Source organism: Streptomyces sp. NBC_01546, assembly GCF_045208355.1.
GTDB lineage: Bacteria > Actinomycetota > Actinomycetes > Streptomycetales > Streptomycetaceae > Streptomyces.
Genome location: NZ_CP109379.1, coordinates 1,152,685 through 1,169,870 on the forward strand (window position 1 = coordinate 1,152,685; position 17,186 = coordinate 1,169,870).

General features: G+C 70.3%; 22 protein-coding genes and 2 pseudogenes. 13 read left to right on the forward strand and 11 right to left on the reverse strand.

All coding sequences use genetic code 11. From position 1 onward, the window contains the following. Nucleotides 1-68: 68 nt before the first annotated feature. The 3 genes and pseudogenes from OHA89_RS05670 to OHA89_RS05680 all read right to left on the reverse strand — a co-directional run. Nucleotides 69-612, reverse strand: a pseudogene (locus OHA89_RS05670) (NAD(P)/FAD-dependent oxidoreductase); the annotation flags it as partial. Between the two features lie 9 nt (nucleotides 613-621). Next, nucleotides 622-1,041: an arsenate reductase ArsC gene (locus OHA89_RS05675; RefSeq protein WP_406365464.1), complete on the reverse strand. Its 420-nt coding sequence runs from the start codon at nucleotides 1,039-1,041 to the stop codon at nucleotides 622-624. Nucleotides 1,042-1,088: 47 nt separating this feature from the next. Beyond that, nucleotides 1,089-1,511, reverse strand: a complete 423-nt coding sequence (locus OHA89_RS05680) for a three-helix bundle dimerization domain-containing protein (RefSeq protein WP_406365465.1) — start codon at nucleotides 1,509-1,511, stop codon at nucleotides 1,089-1,091. Nucleotides 1,512-1,571: 60 nt separating this feature from the next. On the opposite strand from OHA89_RS05680, the gene OHA89_RS05685 reads away from it, so the two are divergent. From OHA89_RS05685 to OHA89_RS05705, 5 genes are all read left to right on the forward strand, one after another. Then, nucleotides 1,572-1,886 (forward strand): helix-turn-helix transcriptional regulator, encoded by a 315-nt coding sequence (locus tag OHA89_RS05685; protein WP_112447650.1) that lies wholly within the window; start codon nucleotides 1,572-1,574, stop codon nucleotides 1,884-1,886. Nucleotides 1,887-1,920: 34 nt separating this feature from the next. Next, a complete protein-coding gene (locus tag OHA89_RS05690) occupies nucleotides 1,921-2,715 on the forward strand; it encodes an MIP/aquaporin family protein (RefSeq protein ID WP_266613314.1) in 795 nt (264 codons plus the stop codon). Then, nucleotides 2,712-3,770, forward strand: coding sequence for an ArsO family NAD(P)H-dependent flavin-containing monooxygenase (locus OHA89_RS05695; protein ID WP_406365466.1), 1,059 nt, complete (start codon nucleotides 2,712-2,714; stop codon nucleotides 3,768-3,770). The genes OHA89_RS05690 and OHA89_RS05695 overlap by 4 nt, the downstream gene beginning before the upstream one ends. A gap of 155 nt (nucleotides 3,771-3,925) precedes the next feature. Beyond that, nucleotides 3,926-4,243 carry a TSUP family transporter gene (locus tag OHA89_RS05700; protein WP_406365467.1) on the forward strand — a complete coding sequence of 106 codons (318 nt, stop codon included), beginning with the start codon at nucleotides 3,926-3,928 and terminating at the stop codon, nucleotides 4,241-4,243. Beyond that, nucleotides 4,228-4,686: a TSUP family transporter gene (locus OHA89_RS05705; RefSeq protein WP_406365469.1), complete on the forward strand. Its 459-nt coding sequence runs from the start codon at nucleotides 4,228-4,230 to the stop codon at nucleotides 4,684-4,686. Before OHA89_RS05700 ends, OHA89_RS05705 begins: the two co-directional genes overlap by 16 nt. 18 nt (nucleotides 4,687-4,704) lie before the next feature. On the opposite strand, the gene OHA89_RS05710 is transcribed toward OHA89_RS05705, so the two are convergent. Beyond that, entirely contained in the window at nucleotides 4,705-5,070 is a 366-nt protein-coding gene (locus OHA89_RS05710) for an ArsR/SmtB family transcription factor (RefSeq protein WP_406365471.1), read from the reverse strand. Further along, nucleotides 5,058-5,504 carry a hypothetical protein gene (locus OHA89_RS05715; protein WP_406365473.1) on the reverse strand — a complete coding sequence of 149 codons (447 nt, stop codon included), beginning with the start codon at nucleotides 5,502-5,504 and terminating at the stop codon, nucleotides 5,058-5,060. Before OHA89_RS05715 ends, OHA89_RS05710 begins: the two co-directional genes overlap by 13 nt. Before the next feature lie 312 nt (nucleotides 5,505-5,816). Here OHA89_RS05715 and OHA89_RS05720 point away from each other — a divergent pair, with 312 nt between their 5' ends. Together OHA89_RS05720 and OHA89_RS05725 are read left to right on the forward strand one after the other, a co-directional pair. Then, a complete protein-coding gene (locus OHA89_RS05720) occupies nucleotides 5,817-7,172 on the forward strand; it encodes an NAD(P)-binding domain-containing protein (protein ID WP_406365474.1) in 1,356 nt (451 codons plus the stop codon). 8 nt (nucleotides 7,173-7,180) lie between these two features. Further along, nucleotides 7,181-8,416 carry an MFS transporter gene (locus OHA89_RS05725; protein ID WP_406365476.1) on the forward strand — a complete coding sequence of 412 codons (1,236 nt, stop codon included), beginning with the start codon at nucleotides 7,181-7,183 and terminating at the stop codon, nucleotides 8,414-8,416. Here OHA89_RS05725 and OHA89_RS05730 read toward each other — a convergent pair. The 3 genes and pseudogenes from OHA89_RS05730 to OHA89_RS05740 all read right to left on the reverse strand — a co-directional run bounded on the left by OHA89_RS05730 (nucleotide 8,403) and on the right by OHA89_RS05740 (nucleotide 9,637). Beyond that, on the reverse strand, nucleotides 8,403-8,546 hold the full coding sequence (locus tag OHA89_RS05730; RefSeq protein ID WP_266613327.1) for a hypothetical protein: 144 nt from the start codon (nucleotides 8,544-8,546) through the stop codon (nucleotides 8,403-8,405). The genes OHA89_RS05725 and OHA89_RS05730 overlap by 14 nt on opposite strands. A gap of 211 nt (nucleotides 8,547-8,757) precedes the next feature. Continuing rightward, nucleotides 8,758-8,973, reverse strand: a pseudogene (locus OHA89_RS05735) (transposase); the annotation flags it as partial. Between the two features lie 79 nt (nucleotides 8,974-9,052). Beyond that, on the reverse strand, nucleotides 9,053-9,637 hold the full coding sequence (locus tag OHA89_RS05740) for a DinB family protein (RefSeq protein ID WP_266613328.1): 585 nt from the start codon (nucleotides 9,635-9,637) through the stop codon (nucleotides 9,053-9,055). Nucleotides 9,638-9,642: 5 nt separating this feature from the next. On the opposite strand from OHA89_RS05740, the gene OHA89_RS05745 reads away from it, so the two are divergent. The 4 genes from OHA89_RS05745 to OHA89_RS05760 all read left to right on the forward strand — a co-directional run bounded on the left by OHA89_RS05745 (nucleotide 9,643) and on the right by OHA89_RS05760 (nucleotide 12,182). Further along, a complete protein-coding gene (locus OHA89_RS05745) occupies nucleotides 9,643-9,783 on the forward strand; it encodes a hypothetical protein (RefSeq protein WP_406365478.1) in 141 nt (46 codons plus the stop codon). Nucleotides 9,784-10,119: 336 nt separating this feature from the next. Next, nucleotides 10,120-10,638, forward strand: coding sequence for a MarR family winged helix-turn-helix transcriptional regulator (locus tag OHA89_RS05750; RefSeq protein WP_257553092.1), 519 nt, complete (start codon nucleotides 10,120-10,122; stop codon nucleotides 10,636-10,638). Between the two features lie 95 nt (nucleotides 10,639-10,733). Next, nucleotides 10,734-11,207: a hypothetical protein gene (locus OHA89_RS05755; RefSeq protein ID WP_406365480.1), complete on the forward strand. Its 474-nt coding sequence runs from the start codon at nucleotides 10,734-10,736 to the stop codon at nucleotides 11,205-11,207. Nucleotides 11,208-11,318: 111 nt separating this feature from the next. Continuing rightward, on the forward strand, nucleotides 11,319-12,182 hold the full coding sequence (locus tag OHA89_RS05760) for an NmrA family NAD(P)-binding protein (protein ID WP_406365482.1): 864 nt from the start codon (nucleotides 11,319-11,321) through the stop codon (nucleotides 12,180-12,182). Nucleotides 12,183-12,746: 564 nt separating this feature from the next. On the opposite strand, the gene OHA89_RS05765 is transcribed toward OHA89_RS05760, so the two are convergent. Continuing rightward, on the reverse strand, nucleotides 12,747-13,586 hold the full coding sequence (locus tag OHA89_RS05765; RefSeq protein ID WP_266613334.1) for an SDR family oxidoreductase: 840 nt from the start codon (nucleotides 13,584-13,586) through the stop codon (nucleotides 12,747-12,749). 91 nt (nucleotides 13,587-13,677) lie between these two features. Between OHA89_RS05765 and OHA89_RS05770 the strand changes: the two genes are divergently transcribed. Beyond that, nucleotides 13,678-14,049, forward strand: coding sequence for a winged helix-turn-helix transcriptional regulator (locus tag OHA89_RS05770; RefSeq protein WP_406365484.1), 372 nt, complete (start codon nucleotides 13,678-13,680; stop codon nucleotides 14,047-14,049). Nucleotides 14,050-14,342: 293 nt separating this feature from the next. On the opposite strand, the gene OHA89_RS05775 is transcribed toward OHA89_RS05770, so the two are convergent. Then, nucleotides 14,343-14,828, reverse strand: a complete 486-nt coding sequence (locus tag OHA89_RS05775; protein ID WP_266613335.1) for a VOC family protein — start codon at nucleotides 14,826-14,828, stop codon at nucleotides 14,343-14,345. Nucleotides 14,829-15,138: 310 nt separating this feature from the next. Between OHA89_RS05775 and OHA89_RS05780 the strand changes: the two genes are divergently transcribed. After that, complete coding sequence (locus OHA89_RS05780) at nucleotides 15,139-15,810, forward strand: hypothetical protein (RefSeq protein ID WP_266613336.1); 672 nt, start codon at nucleotides 15,139-15,141, stop codon at nucleotides 15,808-15,810. A 101-nt stretch (nucleotides 15,811-15,911) separates the two neighbouring features. Here OHA89_RS05780 and OHA89_RS05785 read toward each other — a convergent pair whose 3' ends face one another. Beyond that, a complete protein-coding gene (locus OHA89_RS05785; RefSeq protein WP_266613337.1) occupies nucleotides 15,912-16,988 on the reverse strand; it encodes a pentapeptide repeat-containing protein in 1,077 nt (358 codons plus the stop codon). Nucleotides 16,989-17,186 lie beyond the last annotated feature (198 nt).

The following is a 17,186-nucleotide window of genomic DNA, read 5'->3' on the forward strand; positions in this document are numbered from 1 at the left end:
GCTCCGGCCGTTGCCCCGGGGCTTGGCGCCGACCCTCGTCTTGGCGACCCGGCCTCCGACGTAGGCGTTCATGGTCGGGATGGACATGCAGCGCAGCCGGTGCCGGCGGCCGTGATCGCCTGGCGGTAGGTGTGGTCGACGACGTCACCCGCGGGCGAACACGCCGGGAAGGCTTGTGCGCGTGGACGGGGACTGGACCTCAAGGTAGCCCTCGGCGTCCAGGTCGAGCTGCTCGGTGAACAGCTCGGTGCGCGGGTCGTGGCCGATCGCAATGAACAGGCCCGTGATGTCCAGGTGTTGGGTCTCTTCGGTGATCACGCTGCGGACCCTGAGGCCGGAGAGCTTGCCGTCCTTGTCCTCCAGCTCGGTGATCTCACTGTCGAAGAGGAAGGAGATCTTGTCGTCCGAGAACGCGCGGTTCTGCATGACCTGGGAGGCCCGCAGGGTCGAGCGGCGGTGGACGATGGTGACCGAGCGGGCGAAGCGCGTGAGGAAGGTGGCCTCCTCCATCGCCGTGTCGCCGCCACCGACCACGACGATGTCGCGGTCGCGGAAGAAGAGGCCGTCGCAGGTCGCGCACCAGGACACGCCCCGCCCGGAGAGCTCCTCCTCCACGTCGGTTCAGGCCTTCGGCTTGGCGTCGATCTCGGCGATCAGGCCCTCGATGAGGCCCTTGATCTCGTCGCGGATGGGTCGGACGGCCTCGACGCCCTGGCCGGCCGGGTCCTCGAGCTGCCAGTCGAGGTAGGTCTTGCCGGGGAAGTAGGGGCAGGCGTCGCCGCAGCCCATGGTGATGATGTAGTCCGACGCCTGCGCGGCCTCGGGGGTCAGCACCTTCGGCTTCTGGTCGGAGATGTCGATGCCCAGCTCGGCCATGGCAGCCACGGCGGAGGGGTTGATCCGGTCACCGGGGACGGAGCCTGCGGAGCGCACCTCGACGCGGTCTCCGGCGAGGTGGCGCAAGAAGCCTGCGGCCATCTGCGAGCGGCCGGCGTTGTGGATGCAGACGAACAGCACGGACGCGACAGGAGTGGAGGACATCATTCTTCCTTGGGGAGTCAACTGCGGGGTTGGAACGAGCGGGTGTGTCAAACGCCGAGCTGGGAGAGCAGCTCGGTGATGTGGGCGTCGATCTCGTCGCGGATCTCGCGGACGACGGCGATCGGGGCCCCCTGCGGCTTGAGGTAGGAGGCGGCGCTGACGTCTGCGCCGACCTCGGTGAGCGCCTGGACGACGTGGGGATCTACCGCGGTGGCGGGTCCGGTGCCCGGCGCTCCCTGAATCTTGGCGAGTGCCTCCAAGCGCTCGGCCGTGAGGCGTTCGGCGAGCACGACGAGGTGCGTGTGGACCTGGGCGTCGGTTGCCAGGAGCGCATAGGAGTCGGCGAGGAGTCGCTGCACGGTCTCCGGGGCGAACCCGCCTTCGTGGCCCGCGGCGAGGCGCGCCATTCCGGTGAAGAGCCGCTGATCAGGCAGTGCGGGGGCGGGGGCGAAGACATGAGAACCCTCCACGGACTCCAACAGGTCAGCCCCGGCTGGTATCAGGGCCGGGTGATGTGACAGTATCAGTCCATGATGACGTCAGTCGACACTGAACTGATCCGGGTACTGGCCGACCCGCTCAGGCTCCAGATCGTGACCCTCCTCGCCAAGGAGACGCTCTGCACCACCCATCTCGTGGAGGAGACGGGTGCCAAGCAGACGAACCTCTCGAACCATCTGAAGGTCCTGCGCGAGGCGGGGGTCGTGGATACGGAGCCATGCGGACGGTACATCTACTACCGCCTGCGCCCGGAGGTCATCGAGGCCATCGCCGGTCAGTTCGCCGACCTCGCTCAGACCGCGCGCGCCACCGCCGAAGCGAACCTCAAGCGGTCCTGCCCATAGCCCGCTTCTTGCCTCACCTGCCCGAGGAGAACCGTTGTCCGTCACCGAGCCCGTCGCCGCCCCCGCAGCGGCGTCCGGCATAGCCGCCGACGCGTCCCAACCCGCGCCTGGCGCGACCCCGCCCCAGACCCCGTTGATCGCCCGCGCCGCCGCCGAGCTCGTCGGCACCGCGGCGCTCGTGGCGGTGGTGGTCGGCTCCGGCATCCAGGCCACCGAGCTCAGCCAGGACGTGGGCCTGCAGTTGCTGGCGAACTCCCTGGCCACCGTCTTCGGCCTCGGCGTACTGATCGCCCTCCTCGGCCCGGTGTCCGGCGCCCACTTCAACCCGGCCGTCACCCTGGCCGAGTGGTGGACCGCCCGCCGCGGCGGCGCCGGGGTCACCGCTCGCGAGCTCGCCGTCTACGTGCCCTCCCAGATCGTCGGCGCGATCGCGGGCGCGATCCTGGCGGACGCGATGTTCGGCGAACCGCTGGTGAAGTGGTCCACCCATGACCGTTCCGCCGGCAACCTCCTCCTCAGCGAGGTCGTCGCCACCGCCGGCCTGATCATGCTGATCTTCGGCCTGGCCCGCACCGACCGCCTGCGCTTCGCACCCGTCGCGGTCGCTTCGTACATCGGCGCCGCGTACTGGTTCACCTCCTCCACCTCCTTCGCCAACCCGGCGGTCACCATCGGTCGCGCCTTCACCGACACCTTCGCGGGCATCGCGCCTGCCTCGGTCCCGGGCTTCATCGGCGCCCAGCTGGCCGGTGTCATCGTCGGCCTGGCCCTGGTGGCGCTCATCTTCATGCGCGGCAAGCCCACGATTGCCGGAGCCCCCGCGGCATGACGCAGAGCACGGACGTGGTGGTGATCGGCGGCGGCCAAGCAGGGCTCGCCGCCGGTTACCACCTGCGCCGCCTGGGGATCGAGTTCGTCATCCTCGACGCCCAGGCGGCACCGGGCGGAGCCTGGCAGCACACCTGGGACTCCCTCCGCCTGTTCTCCCCGGCCGCCTACTCCTCGCTGCCCGGTCGGCTCATGCCCGTCCAGTCCGGCGAGGTCTATCCGGACGCGCAGCATGTGGTGTCGTACCTCGCCGACTACGAGAAGCGGTACGAGCTGCCGGTTCAGCGCGGCGTGTGGGTCGATGCCGTCCACCGGGACGGCGCCTTCCTGCGAGTCGAAACCGACTGCGGTGACTGGCAGGCCCGTGCCGTCATCAGCGCCACCGGCACCTGGACCCGACCCTTCCTGCCCGCTGTCCCTGGCCGCCGCGACTTCGCGGGCCGCCAGCTCCACACGGTGCAGTACCGCAACCCCGAGGACTTCGCCGGGCAACGCGTGATCGTCGTGGGCGGTGGAAACTCCGGCGCGCAGATCGCCGCCGACCTCGCGGGTACGGCCGACCTGACCTGGGTCACCCAGCGTCCGCCCCGCTACCTGCCCGACGAGATCGATGGCCGCGCGCTCTTCGACGCCGCGACCGCCCGCCGCCAGGCCCTGGACGCCGGCCGCACGGACACCGGTGGTGTCGCCTCGCTCGGCGACATCGTGGCCGTCCCGCCCGTACGAACGGCCCGAGACGCCGGCCTCCTCAGCGCCACGCCCATGTTCAGTCGCCTCACCGAGGACGGTGTCGCCTGGGCCGACGGAACGAGCGCCCAGGCCGACGCGATCATCTGGTGCACCGGCTTCCGCCCGGACCTGGCCCATTTCTCCTCGCTCCGCCTGCGCGGCACCCGAGGCCACATCGCCACGATCGGCACCCGCGCCGTCGACGAACCCCGCTTGCACCTGCTCGGCTACGGCGACTGGACCGGGCCCGCCTCCGCCACCCTCATCGGCGTCGGGCGCCCGGCGCGCGAGTCCGCCCGGGAGATTGCGGAACTGCTCCGAGCCTGACCGGCAAGTCAATGAGCCCGCAACGCCATGTGGTCGTCGCTGGCCGCAGAGGGGCGCCAGCCCGGAGATGGCCCGGGCATCGCTGCAGGCGCTCGGAGGTCCGGACGACTGATCAGAACCTCTCTCCCCTCCGCTCGACGCACTCGGCACCCCTGGTGTTCGGCGCGGGAGCGGCCATCGGCGTGCTGGGCGGGATGATCGGGCTGGGCGGCGCGGAGTTCCGCCTGCCGCTGCTGATTGGCCTCTTCGGATTCGCGGCACTCTCGGCCGTCATCCTGAACAAGGCGATGAGCCTGGTGGTTGTGCTGGTTGCGCTGCCGGCCCGCCTGGCGGCGGTCCCGGCCGCCGAAGTGGCTGCACGCTGGCCGGTCGCCGTCAATCTTCTGGCCGGGAGCCTGCTGGGCGCCTGGGCCGGAGCGTCCTGGGCAGTACGGAGCGCTCCGCCACCCTCTACAAGGTGCTGGCTGCCCTGATGGTGCTCATGGCGGCCGCCCTGCTGGTCACGCACACCACCACGCTGGACACGCTCGCGCTGCCGCTGTGGGCACAGGTGCCCTGCGGGGTCGTGGCCGGGTTCGGCATCGGGGTGGTCGCGGCGATCATGGGCGTGGCCGGAGGTGAGCTGCTGATCCCGACGATCGTGCTGCTGTTCGGCGTCGACATCAAGACCGCCGGAAGCGTCTCTCTGCTGGTGTCCCTGCCGACCATGCTGGTGGCCTTCGCCCGCTACAGCCGTGACGGCAGCTTCGCGGTGCTCGGCACGAACCTACGCTTCACCCTGGTCGGGGCCGCAGGTTGCGTCGCCGGGGCGGTGTTGGGCGGGTTGCTCCTGGGCGTGTTCCCGGACCTGGTGCTCATCCCCGCGCTGGCCTTGATACTTCTCGTTTCCGCGGTGAAGCTCGCCCGTCACGACTGACCGGCGGTGGGCAGCGACCTACACGCTGGCTGCGCGGGTCAGGAGCTGGGCCATGGCCGCGAGGACCGCCGGCTCCACCCGGTAGTAGACCCAGGTGCCGCGCCGCTCGGAGGAGAGCAGTCTGGCTTCCTTGAGCTTCTTCAGGTGATGGGAGACGGTCGGCTGGGAGACGCCCACGTCGGAGATGTCGCAAACGCAAGCCTCGCCTCCCTCGTGCGAAGCGACTGCCGAGAAGAGCCGCAGGCGCACGGGATCACCCAGGGCCTTGAACATCGTGGCCGTGCGCTCAGCCTCGTCCGCGGTCAGCGGGCGCTCGGTGAGCGGCGGGCAGCACGGCACGACGGCTTCCGGCTCCAGCAGCGGCAACACGTTCACATTCGACATGCGTCTATGTTGACACATGTCGAACTAGGCAGCCAGGGGCACCTCACCTGCGGAGGTCGGAGGCCAGGCGGCGAGCCGTCGCGATGCAGCGGGCGTCCGTGGCCGTCAGCGACGCTGAGGGGCGGCGGTCCGGGGCGGCGGCGTCGACCGCGGCTCGATATCGGCCGGTGTCGAAGACCGGCTGGGTCGGCGGAGTGCACAGGAAGCGCCCGACGGGGGCGGCGTCCACGGCTGAGCGGACGAGTCAGAAGTGCATGTCGTGGCCGAGGATGCGCTGGGGAGCGAACTTCACGGGGGGTGCGGCCGGCCAGTGTCGCCCCAGCTGCGGAGGCGAGTTCGACCGCTATCTGCACCGCCGTGTTGCCCGCGCCCACGACGATCACCCGCTGGCCCGTGAACGCCTGCGGACCGCGGCACTCGGAGGCGTGCAGCACCGCGCCCTTGTAGCGGTCCAGGCCTCGGCCCGGTGGGGATAGCGATCAGGATCCCCGCGAAGGCGGGTTCGTTGTCGCGCTGGAGGACGGCGCCCGGATATCGGCCCTGTCCGACGACCGGCTTCAGCCCGTGCCTGACCAGGGCGTACATCGGCGCCAGTCCGGCTTGGCCTGCTCCGACCACGACGACGTCGACGTGCTCCATTAAATGATCTCCCGATTCGATGGATGTCTATGTTGACGCTCATCGAATCAAGTGCCATGCTGGCTGCGCAAGCCATCGACAGATGTCGAAACACCGAGGAGTCGACCGTGAACGCGCCTGCCAACACCGAGCTGCCCGTCGTTGTCATCGGAGCCGGCCCCATCGGGCTGGCCGCCGCCGCACACCTCGTCGATCAGGGCATCGAGCCCCTGGTCCTGGAGACCGGACCGGCCGTCGGCAGCGCCGTGCGGGACTGGAGCCACGTACGCCTGTTCTCCACCTGGGGTGAGGTCGTCGACCCGGCCGCGGAGAAGCTCCTGGCCCCCGCCGGCTGGGTCAAGCCGGACGAGGCCATCTACCCGACCGGCGGCGACTGGGCCGAGCAGTACCTGCAGCCGCTGGCAGCCGTCCTGGGCGAGCGCGTCCGCGTCGGCGCCCGCGTCACCGGCGTCTCCCGGCTCGGCCGCGACCGGGTCGTGGACGCCGACCGCGAGGCCCAGCCCTTCACCGTTCACATCGCGCACGCCGACGGCAGCGAGGAGCGGCTGACCGCCCGCGCCGTCATCGATGCCTCCGGCACCTGGTCGACCCCCAGCCCCATCGGTGGCGACGGCCTGCCCGCCCTCGGTGAGCGCTCCGCGGCCGACCGGATCTCGTACCGGGTCCCGGACCTGAAGGACCCGGCCGTCCGCACCCGTTACGCCGGCAAGCGCACTGCCGTCATCGGCTCCGGCGCCTCCGCCTTCACCGCGCTCGCCTACCTCGCGGACCTCGCCAGGGGCGAGGAGGGCACCCACGCCACCTGGATCCTGCGGCGCGGTATCAGCGGCTCCACCTTCGGGGGCGGCGAAGCCGACCAGCTGCCCGCCCGCGGCGCCCTCGGCCTGGCGGCCAAGGCCGCCGTCGACAACGGGTACGCCGACGCCGTCACCGGCTTCCGCACCACCGCAGTGGAGAAGTCCGCCGACCAGCTGGTCCTCGTCGCCGAGGACGGCCGCCACCTGGACCCGGTGGACGAGGTCATCGTCCTCACCGGCTTCCGCCCCGACCTCACCTTCCTCGACGAGCTCCGCCTCGGCCTCGACGAGCGCCTCCAGGCGCCCACCGAGCTGGCCCCGCTGATCGACCCCAACCAGCACTCCTGCGGCACCGTCTACCCTCACGGCGTGAACGAGCTCTCCCACCCGGAGAAGGACGTCTACCTCGTCGGCATGAAGTCCTACGGCCGCGCCCCGACCTTCCTCGCCATGACCGGCTACGAGCAGGTCCGCTCCATCGCGGCCGCCCTGGCCGGCGACCAGGAAGCAGCCGAGCGCGTCGAGCTCACCCTCCCCGAGACCGGCGTCTGCGGCGGCGCGGGCCTCTTCGATGAGCCCGAGGCCGCCGAGGCGACCGGTGGTGGCTGCTGCGCGGCGCCCGCCACCCTCACCATCGGCGCCCCGGCCTCTTCCGGCGGCTGCTGACCAGCGAAGTGACAAACCTTCACAACGGCGCGGCCGCGACCGGGACTGGGGTCCGGTCGCGGCCGCGCGGCGCGCTGCCCGCCCTGTGCGCCACCCAGATCACCAGCTGGGGCATCGTCTACTACGCGTTCCCCGTCCTCCTGCCACGCCTGACCGCCGACACCGGCTGGTCCGCCAACGCGGCAACGGGCGCGTTCTCCATGGCCCTTCTCGTCTCCGGCGTGGCAGGAATCCCGGTCGGCCGTGTCCTCGACCAGCGCGGTCCCCGCGCGGTCATGACTGCCGGCTCGGTCATCGGTGTGCTCGCACTCCTGCTGATCGCGGCCGCCCCCAGCCTGCCCGTCTTCTTCCTGGGCTGGATGCTGGCGGGTATTGCGATGGCGGCCACCTTCTACCCGCCCGCCTTCGCTGCCCTCACCCGCTGGTGGGGCCCCGACCGCATCCGCGCCCTGACGATCGTCACCCTCGCCGGCGGGCTGGCCTCCACCGTCTTCGCCCCGCTGACCGCCGTCCTGGCCGAACACCTCACCTGGCGCCAGACGTACGCGGTCCTCGCCGTGATCCTCGCGGCCATCACCATCCCCGCACACGCCCTGGCTCTGCGCGCCCCGTGGCCCGCCGCCCCACCCCAGCCACCCGCAACGGACCGCACCCCGATCCCCCGAACCCGCCCCTTCCTCCTCCTGGCCTCGGCCTTCACCCTCTCCAGCTTCGCCATGTACGCGGTGGTCATCGGCCTCATCCCCCTCCTCACAGAACGCGGCGCCAGCCCGTCAACAGCCGCCTGGGCACTGGGACTCGGCGGCGCCGGACAGACCCTCGGCCGCACCCTGTACGCGAGCCTCTCGGCCCGCACGTCCGTCACGACCCGTACGGCCACCCTCATCGCCCTCGGTGGCGCCACCACAGCCGCTCTCGCCCTCATCTCAGGCCCGATGCCCCTGTTGATCGTCCTCGCGGTCCTGGCAGGAATCGTCCGCGGCAACCTCACCCTCCTCCAGGCCACCGCCGTAACCGACCGCTGGGGCACCACCCACTACGGCCGCCTCTCCGGTCTCCTGGGCGCCCCCGCCCACATCGCCGCAGCCCTGGCTCCATGGGCCGGCGCCGCCCTCGCCGGCCTCCTCGGCGGATACCCGACCCTCTTTGCCGTCCTGGCAGCCCTCTCCGGAGCGTCCGTCCTTCTCGCCCTGGGCACTGCGCCGAAGCCCATCGTGGAGCGCCCAGGACTCAGCGGACGGTGAGGCGGCGGTAGCCGAAGAGCCAGGCGGTCGACCGTTCGATCTTCCAGCGGTGCCGGCCGAGGCGTTCGCCGGACTCGATGCCGGGCCGCGCGATGCGCGCGACGAGTCCGCGCTCGCGCCGCCAGGCCATGTGTTCGGCGGAGAAGTACGCCTTGTCCGCCGAACGGAGTTTGACGGGTCGGCGCCGCCGTGGTCCCGGCGGGACCGGACGGCGGGTATGCCGCGGATGAGCGGGTTGAGGGCGAGGCTGTCGTGCATGTTCGCGCCGGACACGGCGACGGCGAGCGGGATGCCCTGGGCATCGGACAGCACGTGCAGCTTGCCGCCCGGTGCAGCCGACGCCACAGGCCGGCCTCGGTCCATACCGTGAAGCGGCGAGGCGCGGTGGCGGGCGACGTGCCGAACGTCGGCGGCAGATGCCGCCAGGCACAGCCGCTGGTCAGCACGTACACCAACTGCCGTGAACACGGCCCGCTCGTCACACGGAGCGGTCCCACCACCTTGCGGACGAGCAGCGAACGACGGCAGCAACGGGGTGGCCAGCTCCCAGAGTTCATCAGGAACCAGACGCTTCGATGGATCAGCACCCACGACCGGCATCGTCCCGCACGGACATCACGTCACGTGCGACAACCTCTAAGCCTTGATTGGTGCGGCCGACCTGGCGGCCTGCTCGATCTTCGCGCAGTGGGCTGCACGGGCTTCCTCGTCGATCTGCTTCTCGTTTTCGGCGCGCACCCCGGTCCGGCCGTCGAGGCCCTCGCGCAGGATATCGGCGTGCCCGGCATGCCGGATGGACTCGCCGAGGACATGGACCATGATGGCGAACAGGTTCGTGTTGGGATAAGGCTCCGGCCACCACGGCACGTGGCCGGGGGCGTCGAGGGGAAGCTCGTTGATCGTCGCGTCCGAGTGTTCCCACGTGCGCCGATAGAACCCGATGATCTGATCGCGGGTCTCGTCCTCGGTCGCCCACAGATCGCTGCCGTTGGAGTCCTGCCACCGGGGCAGCGGTTCCGGGGAAGGGCGGTCGAAGACCTCGCCGAAGTACCTGGCCTCGACGGTGGCCACGTGTTTGACCAGGCCGAGGAGGTTGGTCCCGGTCGCTGTCAAAGGCCGGCGGGCGTCGTATTCGGACAAGCCGTCGAGTTTCCAGAGCAGCGCCTTGCGGTCCCGCCGCAGTCTCCCGTGCAGGTTGCCTTTCGCGAATTCATCGATCATGCGGCATGAGCCTGCCATGGGCTGCCCGTGGTCTCAAGATCCGGTACGTGGTCCGCAACGACTGGCAGAGCCGAGGCCTGGCCAGGGCCGCCGCCCTGACCTGCTACAAGAAGCTCACGAAACTTGCCACGCGAGACGACCTCTAAAGGGGCGACTACATGTCCGGAGGACTACATGTCCGGAAAAGGGAGGCGGCTCGACGTGCCGCAACGCCGCCCCAGCCCTGAGATCGAGGCAGGACAGCCTGTGGGGGCTCTGCGGCAGGACCAGGCAACGGCCGTCGGCCATCACGAGGTCGCGGCCATGTGCCCATGGGGGCATCCCAGTGGACGGAGCCGTCTCCGCGGTCCAAGCAGACCAGGCGGGTGTGACGCTCATGCACGACGACGCGGTCTTCCCAGGCCGGCCGGGAGCCCACCAGCGCCATGACCAGAGATCGGGGCACCTTGACAACCCAAGTGATTAGCCGCCATATTACTTGCATGACGAGGGACGGCATCGACGGCGAGGCACCCACGCTGGACCAGGCCAGGCGGCAGGTCGAGCACTACGGCCTGGAGGTCGACCCGCAGGCGGTACTGGTCGCGGTGCGGCTGATCTCGGCGGGCGCGCGGGTCGGCCGGGCGGCCGAGGCGCACTTCGCCCGGTTCGGCCTGTCGACGGGGCGCTACCGCCTGCTCGCCGACCTCGAAGACCACGGCGGGGAGAAATCCCCCTCGCACCTCGCGGTCGACCTCGGCGTCTCCAGGGCCACGGTCACCGGACTACTGGACGGTCTTGAGCGCGAGGGTCTGATCGCCCGCCGCCCGTCCACGGAGGACGGCCGGGGAACGGTGGCCGTCCTGACCGCGCGCGGGGCGCAGCGCCTGCGCGACATGGCGTCCGAGCATTTCGGGCGGCTCGAGGCGATGGTGGGCGGACTTTCCGTCGAGGAGCGCGCGGTGTTCCTGGATCTGCTCGCCCGCGTCGTACGCGGCAGTGCGGCCCTGGCCGCCGACTGACCCGGCCCCAGCCGGTTTGGCCCCGCCCTCCGGGTAGGGCCCTTTTTACGGGGCAATAGTTAGCCTCCTAATTACCTGAAGAGAAAGAGGCCCACATGTCCGCAACGAAGGACAGAACCAGCCGAAACCGGGCAGCCTCCCGGCCATCCCGGCCGTTCACCCTGTGGCGCGAGGTGCTGACCGCCTACGCCGCCCCCGCGCTCATGGCCGGTACCGCCGGAGTCGTCACCGGGCAGCAGGACCTGGCCGTGGCCGCTTGCACCTCCATCGCCGGCACCTCCGCCGCAGTGGCATTCCTCGTCGGCACCTGGCTGCGACACGGCGGGCAGCCCCGACGGTGGACCACCACCACGCCGCGCGTCGCCCTGACCGCCGCACTCGTCGTCACCGCCGTCGGCGCGGCGACCCTGCTGGGATGGTTCACCGCCCAATGGCTACCCGCCCACACCCCGATCCCCACACCCCCGTGGCTGGAGCGCCTGCGCATCGACCTGCCCGTCTCCGCAGCCCTCGCCACCACCATCGTCACCCTGCGCTGGCGCAGCACCACCACGACGTCCCGGGCATAGCCCCCTCCGACACCGGCCCGCCCGCCCCACGGCCCCAACCCGACCGAGCCCACCCCGGCAGCACCCGCCGCCGGGAAGTCACCAAGGAATGAGCACACGTTGATCGTTGTCATGGGAGCGACCGGAGCAACCGGGAACGCCCTGCTCCACAGCCTGCGCACACTCGGCACACCCGTCCGCGCACTGACCCGCACCCCGCACAGGCCGATCCCCGGCATGGCCGACGCACACCAACCGCCCGTCGAGGTCCAGTACGCCGACGCCACCGACCCCCACTCCCTGCGCACCGCCTTCAAGGGCGCCGACCGGCTCTTCCTCGCCATGGCCAACAGCCCGGCACAGGTCGAACTCGAAACCCGCGTCATCGACATCGCCGCCCACACCGGCATCGGACACGTCGTCAAGATCTCCGCGCCCGCCGCGGAACCCGACTCCCCCGTCGCCATCTCCCGCGGACACCACGCCGTCGAGGAACACCTGCGCGCCAGCGGCCTCGGCCACACCATCCTGCACCCCTACGCGTTCATGCAGAACGTCCTGCGCCTGGCCCCCACCGTCGCCCAGGGCATCATCCTCGGCACGACGGGCGACGCACCCTTCAACTACATCGACTGCCGCGACATCGGCGACGTCGCTGCCGCCGCCCTCACCAGACCCGACATCGCCGGTGGCACCTACACCCTGACCGGACCCGAGGCCGTCTCCTACCCCGAACTCGCCTCACGACTGACCACCCTGACCGGCAATCAGATCCGCTACGTGAACCTCACCTCGGACGAACTGCGCGACAACCTCATCCAGAACGCCCACATGCCGACCTGGCTCGCCGACCACGTGACGGAGATCCAGCAACTCGCCGTTACCCGGCCCGAAGCCCCCACCACCACCGTCAGCGACATCCTCGGCCGCCCGCCGCGCACCCTCGACGCCTTCCTGCAGGAACACCAGGCCCACTTCCACCGAGGAAGGAGCTAGATGGCGCGACAGCGAGCATCCTCCCGGGAACGCCACGAAGCCAGAGGTGCAGTGGCACCGCGTTCGAACAGCCAGGCAGCCGCGTCCACCAGACCCCTGGCGGCCTCAAGAGGTGTGGTGAAGGTCTATGTGGTCTCTGCGACGGTATGGCCGCCGCCATCCACTCTCTGATCGCATGAGACTTCGACTTCCGCCTCTACCTCCCAGGGGGACCCCATCGAAGATCCCACAGGCATCGGCGGGGAAAGTACAGATCTGCGGCGAAGGAGAAACCCGCGGCCTCGACGAAACCGAACACACCCGCTACTTCGATCCCCTGAACCCGATAAAACTCAAGGCCGCTGCCCGTCCGGCTTGCACGGACACCGAGGTGGTCGGCCGGCGCCCGAATCCGGGCGCCGGCCTCAATCAGCGCGTTCCGGACGGCGTCGGGGGCAACGGCAGTGCCCGTCGGCGTGCCGGGCGTAAGCAGCGCGCCGCCAACGTCACCTCCGGATCAGGCTCCTCGACCATGGGCAGCGGATCGCCGGGCACGCCGAGCAGATACAGCGGGGCTGACCAGCCTCAGCGGAACGCGGCGATATTGCGGGTGGCCCAGTCGGCGAACGGGCGCGGGGCGCGGCCCAGGACCCGCTGGACGTCCGGGCTGACGCGCAATTCGGCCGGGCTCGGGGAGCCGAGGATGTCCAGGGTGTCCTCGGCGAGCTCCGCCGGCATGCTCTGGGCCATGGCGGCCTTGGCCTCGTCGCGGGTGAGGTCGTGAAAGCGCACTGGCGAGTCCAGCGCGGCGGCGAGGGCCTGCGCCTGCTGGCGCGGCGTGATCAACTCCGGGCCGGTCAGCTCGTACACGCCGCCGGTGTGCCGGTCATCCAGCAGGCAGGCCGCCGCGACCTCGGCGATGTCGGCCGGGTCGATGATGGGCACCCCGACGTCGCCGAAGGGCGCGGCGACGACCCGCCGCGCACGGATGGACTCGGCCCACCACAGGGCGTTGGAGGCGAAACCGCCCGGCCGCAGGATGGCCCACTCCAGGCCGGACTCCCGCAGCACGTCCTCCACCGCGCGCATCGCGATCCGCGTGGGGCCGAACGGCCTGGTCGCCACGCCCTGCGAGGAGAGCAGGACGACGCGGCGGACCCCGCTGACCGCGGCCTCGCCGATGATGTCGGCCGGGCCGGCTCCGGCGGCGTGCATGTCGCCGGACAGCAGCAGGAACAGCGCCTTCGCTCCGGCCAGCGCGGGCTCGAGGCCGGCCGGCTCGGTCAGGTCGGCCGCCACGTGACGGACGCCGTCCGGCACGGCCGCCACGTGCCGCGACACCGCCGTCACCTGCTTGCCCGCCTCGGCCAGTGCCCGCGTCAACGGCCGGCCCACATTCCCTGTAGCCCCGGTCACCACGATCATGATCGACTCCTTGTCCGATGCCCTCTGTGGCCTTCACCCTAGGAGTCGGGCTAACTTTTGGTAAGGACATACCTTGAGGTAAGCTCATCACGTGACAGGAAGCGCGCAGCACAGACCGGCCGAGGCGGGGGCGCCGTATGAGGTGTTTCACACCGACTGCCCCGCGCGCGATGTGGTCGACCACGTGACCAGCAGGTGGGGCATCTGGGTGTTGATCTCCTTGCGGAGCAACGACCTTCGGTTCTACGAGCTGCGCGAGAGCATCCAGGGCATCAGCGAGAAGATGCTCGCCCAGACCCTGCGCGCGCTGGTCCAGGACAGCCTGGTCTGGCGGGAGGTCACGCCGACGACGCCGCCCCAGGTCACGTACGGGCTGACCGAGTTCGGTCGGGACGTCGGCGAGCCGCTGGAGGAGCTGTTCGACCGGATCACCCGGCGGCTGTCACCGCGCAACGCGGGGTAGTGACCGACCACGGATCCCCGCTACACCACCTGGCGGGACACCGCCTCCGCCCCTCCACCCCACACAGAAGCCGCCTCCCGGCAGGGCGTGCAGCCCAGGAGGCGGCTTTCCATCCATGACGGGCCGTCAGTGCCGTCAACCGGTTCCGGCTCATGCCCCCGCATCGTCAAGGCTCGCGCGGCGGACGACACGTCCTCGCTGCTGCACCTGCCCCTTCGCGGCTGTCTGCCGTCGACCGGTCCGTCGGCGTCAGTCGATTCCCCCGCATTCCAGTGGGGAAACGGGCGGATCCTTCAGTCGCCACCCGGTGTGGACTCCATGGTCCGTGCGGCCTCCTCGGAGCGCCTCTCCATCTCGTCCGGCGGTACGTCCTCGATGTGCGTGGCGATGTTCCAGCGGTGGCCGAACGGGTCCTCGAACTGGCCGGTGCGGTCGCCGTAGAACTCGTCCTTGATCGGCCGCAGCTCGGTAGCGCCCTGGGCGAGGGCCTCGGCGAACACCGCGTCGACGTCCTCGACGTACACGTGCAGGGTGACGGGCGTACCGCCCACCGACTTCGGCGAGCGGAATCCCATGTCCGGGTACTCGTCCGCGAGCATGATGACCGAGTTGCCGAGCTCCAGCTCGGCGTGGCCGATCTTGCCTCCGGGTGCGGCCATCCTCATCCGCTCCCGTGCGCCGAGCACGGAGACGTAGAACTCGATCGCGGCCGCGGCGCCGTCGATGCAGAGGTACGGAGTGACGCGCGGGTATCCCTCAGGAATGGGCTGGACACTCACCGGCCACCTGCCTTTCCGGACCGTGGCGGCCACGCCGACCGCCGCCTGCGACCAGGGATATCCCGAAGGTGACGCACACGTGCCCGCGCCGCGCACAGCCGGCCACCCCGGATACCCCAACGGGCTGCACGCTGCGCACCCCGGCACCGCCGACGCGGCCGCGGAAACGCACTCGGGACCCGGCGTAGCGGTAGTGGCTCCGCGTGCCGCAGGTGAGAGTTCTTCAGTTGATCACTTCAGAGACTGATGGCAGGATCGCCCGCCGGTCCGGAATTCGGACAAGTGAGATACACGAACGGGGAGTTGGGGCATGCGTGTGAAGACCGGGACGGGCACTGCCACAGTGCTGCTGGTGGTGTCGGCGCTCTTCGTGCCCGGCTGCGGCGCCGAACCGTCGAAGGGCGCGGGCACACCGGGGACGGGGGCCGCCTCCAAGCCTGCGGCGGGTGCGGGCGCCGGCGCGGGCTCGGGCACTTCCGCGGCGGAGTTCTCCACCGTGTTCAACACCGAGCGGAAGATCCAGGCGGCGCTGCCCGACCCCGATTCGATGAAGGGCTGGAAGCCGAAGACGGGCAGCGCGACCGTCGTCGAGCAGCCCACGCCGCCGGCACAGTGCGGCCCCGACTGGGACTGCGCCGCCGTGGCCGAGGGCTCTGCGAAGTTCGAGGAGGTCGGGGAAACCGTCATCTTCCGTCTGCACGCCTTCACCGACCAATCCACTGCGCAGGACGCCTGCCGCAAGGAGGCGACGCAGATGGCCAAATACACCAGGGCTGAGGTCGTACCCCTCGACGGCGCCACGAGCCACGCGTACTACCGCAATGCCGGAGGCCTCGACGGCATCAACGTCAGCCTCTGCCTGGGTACCGTCGTCGGCCGGGTCACCATTGAGGGCGGGGGAAGCAACCTGGATCCCGAAACCGCGCACTCCATGGCCCGCATCCTCATCGACCGTGTCCGCAAGGCCGCCGCAGCATCCTGACCCCCCTCCCGCAGCCGCACCACAGCCGCAGCGAGAAAGGCATCCGCTTGGGCGGACGACTCCTCAGTGCAGCCGCCTGACGGGCCACGCCGGTTTAGGCGTTAGGCCGACTGGAGTGGTGGGACGCTCCTCGCGATCGCGGCAGCCGGCAATAGAATGCTCGGCTCGGCGCCGGGATCCTCGACCATGACGACGCCAGCCGTCTGAATGTCGAAGCCCATCGGCCAGATGGTGAGGTCGCTTGCCAGTGCGCCCTCCAATTTCGCCCGTGTCAGGTCGGCACCAGTGAGGTCGGTTCCTCGAAGGTCCGCCAGTCTCAGGTCCGCGCCAACAAACTTGGTGCCACGGCCCAGCGCCTTGCGCAGATTGGCCTCCCGCAGGTCGGCATCGGAGAAGTCGGCGTTGCCGAGGTCGGCCCTGACCATGCGAGCGCCACGCAGGTCGGCTTCAATGCAGCGGCTCTCGTGGAGAATCGACGTCCCGAGCTCCACGTGCCGCATGTTGGCCGCGATCAGCGATGCCTTGGTCAGGTTGACCTGGTAGATGCTCGCCGCTTCCAGGCATGCACCGTCGAAGTTGATGTGGTGCAGCCACAGTCCGTCGCAGTCGGCCCGGCGCAGGTCGGTATAGCTGACGTTGAGCCAGTCGGGCTGGCGTTCCTGGCACAAGACTCCGAGACGGGTGAGCGCCACCTGGGCATCCGCGGCACGGGTCTCCAGCGGAGGCACGGAGTTGATGGCGGCATCCGCTGCCGGGGAGTCCTGCCCGTGCGGAGGCCATGGCAAGTGGGTCCGAAGGAACGCGGCCATGATCGATATGACCGCCTCGCGGTCGTGAGGCGAATGGTCCGCGATTCGCCACAGCGCGTAGAGAGCACCGATCCGCACGTCCAGCTTCTCGCTGCCGAGCTGGTCGACTGCCCGGCTGAAGCGGTCAGTGATGTGCCCTTCTCGAGTGGCGTTCAATCCCTCCTGGCTAACCCTCAACTGCCGCCAGGTGGCGTACGCCCCGAAGAGGAGGACAGCGCCACCGGCCGCCTGCAGAAGTGTCGTGCGCACACTGTTGACGGCTCCGAGCCGTTCAGCGGCCGTGATCCGGGCACCCGCCAGATCGCGGTCGACCACCAGCCCCGGCAGCACCACGACGACTACGGCCAGCGCGGCCAGCACGGCCAGCACCGCCCCCGTGGTGAGGAGTGCGTTACCGACCCGACGATGTCGCAAGGCGCCCGGTATCCGGCGGCCATGAGCAGATCCCCCCGTATCCATGCGCACATGATCGCAGGGCGATCCGGAAACCGGGCCGTCGCGATGCGTTCGGCAACCGGTCGGCGGCGCTGCCCCGTTGTCGACGGCCGAGCGTGCAGTATGAACCCG

Bases quoted from the DNA above. Each gene is read 5' to 3' on its own strand.
- OHA89_RS05740 (WP_266613328.1), bottom strand. From the start codon at position 9,637: ATGATCGATGAATTCGCGAAAGGCAACCTGCACGGGAGACTGCGGCGG.
- OHA89_RS05695 (WP_406365466.1), top strand. From the start codon at position 2,712: ATGACGCAGAGCACGGACGTGGTGGTGATCGGCGGCGGCCAAGCAGGG.
- OHA89_RS05780 (WP_266613336.1), top strand. From the start codon at position 15,139: ATGCGTGTGAAGACCGGGACGGGCACTGCCACAGTGCTGCTGGTGGTG.
- OHA89_RS05745 (WP_406365478.1), top strand. From the start codon at position 9,643: ATGAGCCTGCCATGGGCTGCCCGTGGTCTCAAGATCCGGTACGTGGTC.
- OHA89_RS05750 (WP_257553092.1), top strand. From the start codon at position 10,120: ATGACGAGGGACGGCATCGACGGCGAGGCACCCACGCTGGACCAGGCC.
- OHA89_RS05685 (WP_112447650.1), top strand. From the start codon at position 1,572: ATGATGACGTCAGTCGACACTGAACTGATCCGGGTACTGGCCGACCCG.
- OHA89_RS05755 (WP_406365480.1), top strand. From the start codon at position 10,734: ATGTCCGCAACGAAGGACAGAACCAGCCGAAACCGGGCAGCCTCCCGG.
- OHA89_RS05710 (WP_406365471.1), bottom strand. From the start codon at position 5,070: ATGTCGAATGTGAACGTGTTGCCGCTGCTGGAGCCGGAAGCCGTCGTG.
- OHA89_RS05760 (WP_406365482.1), top strand. From the start codon at position 11,319: ATGGGAGCGACCGGAGCAACCGGGAACGCCCTGCTCCACAGCCTGCGC.
- OHA89_RS05765 (WP_266613334.1), bottom strand. From the start codon at position 13,586: ATGATCGTGGTGACCGGGGCTACAGGGAATGTGGGCCGGCCGTTGACG.
- OHA89_RS05730 (WP_266613327.1), bottom strand. From the start codon at position 8,546: ATGGCCTGGCGGCGCGAGCGCGGACTCGTCGCGCGCATCGCGCGGCCC.
- OHA89_RS05675 (WP_406365464.1), bottom strand. From the start codon at position 1,041: ATGTCCTCCACTCCTGTCGCGTCCGTGCTGTTCGTCTGCATCCACAAC.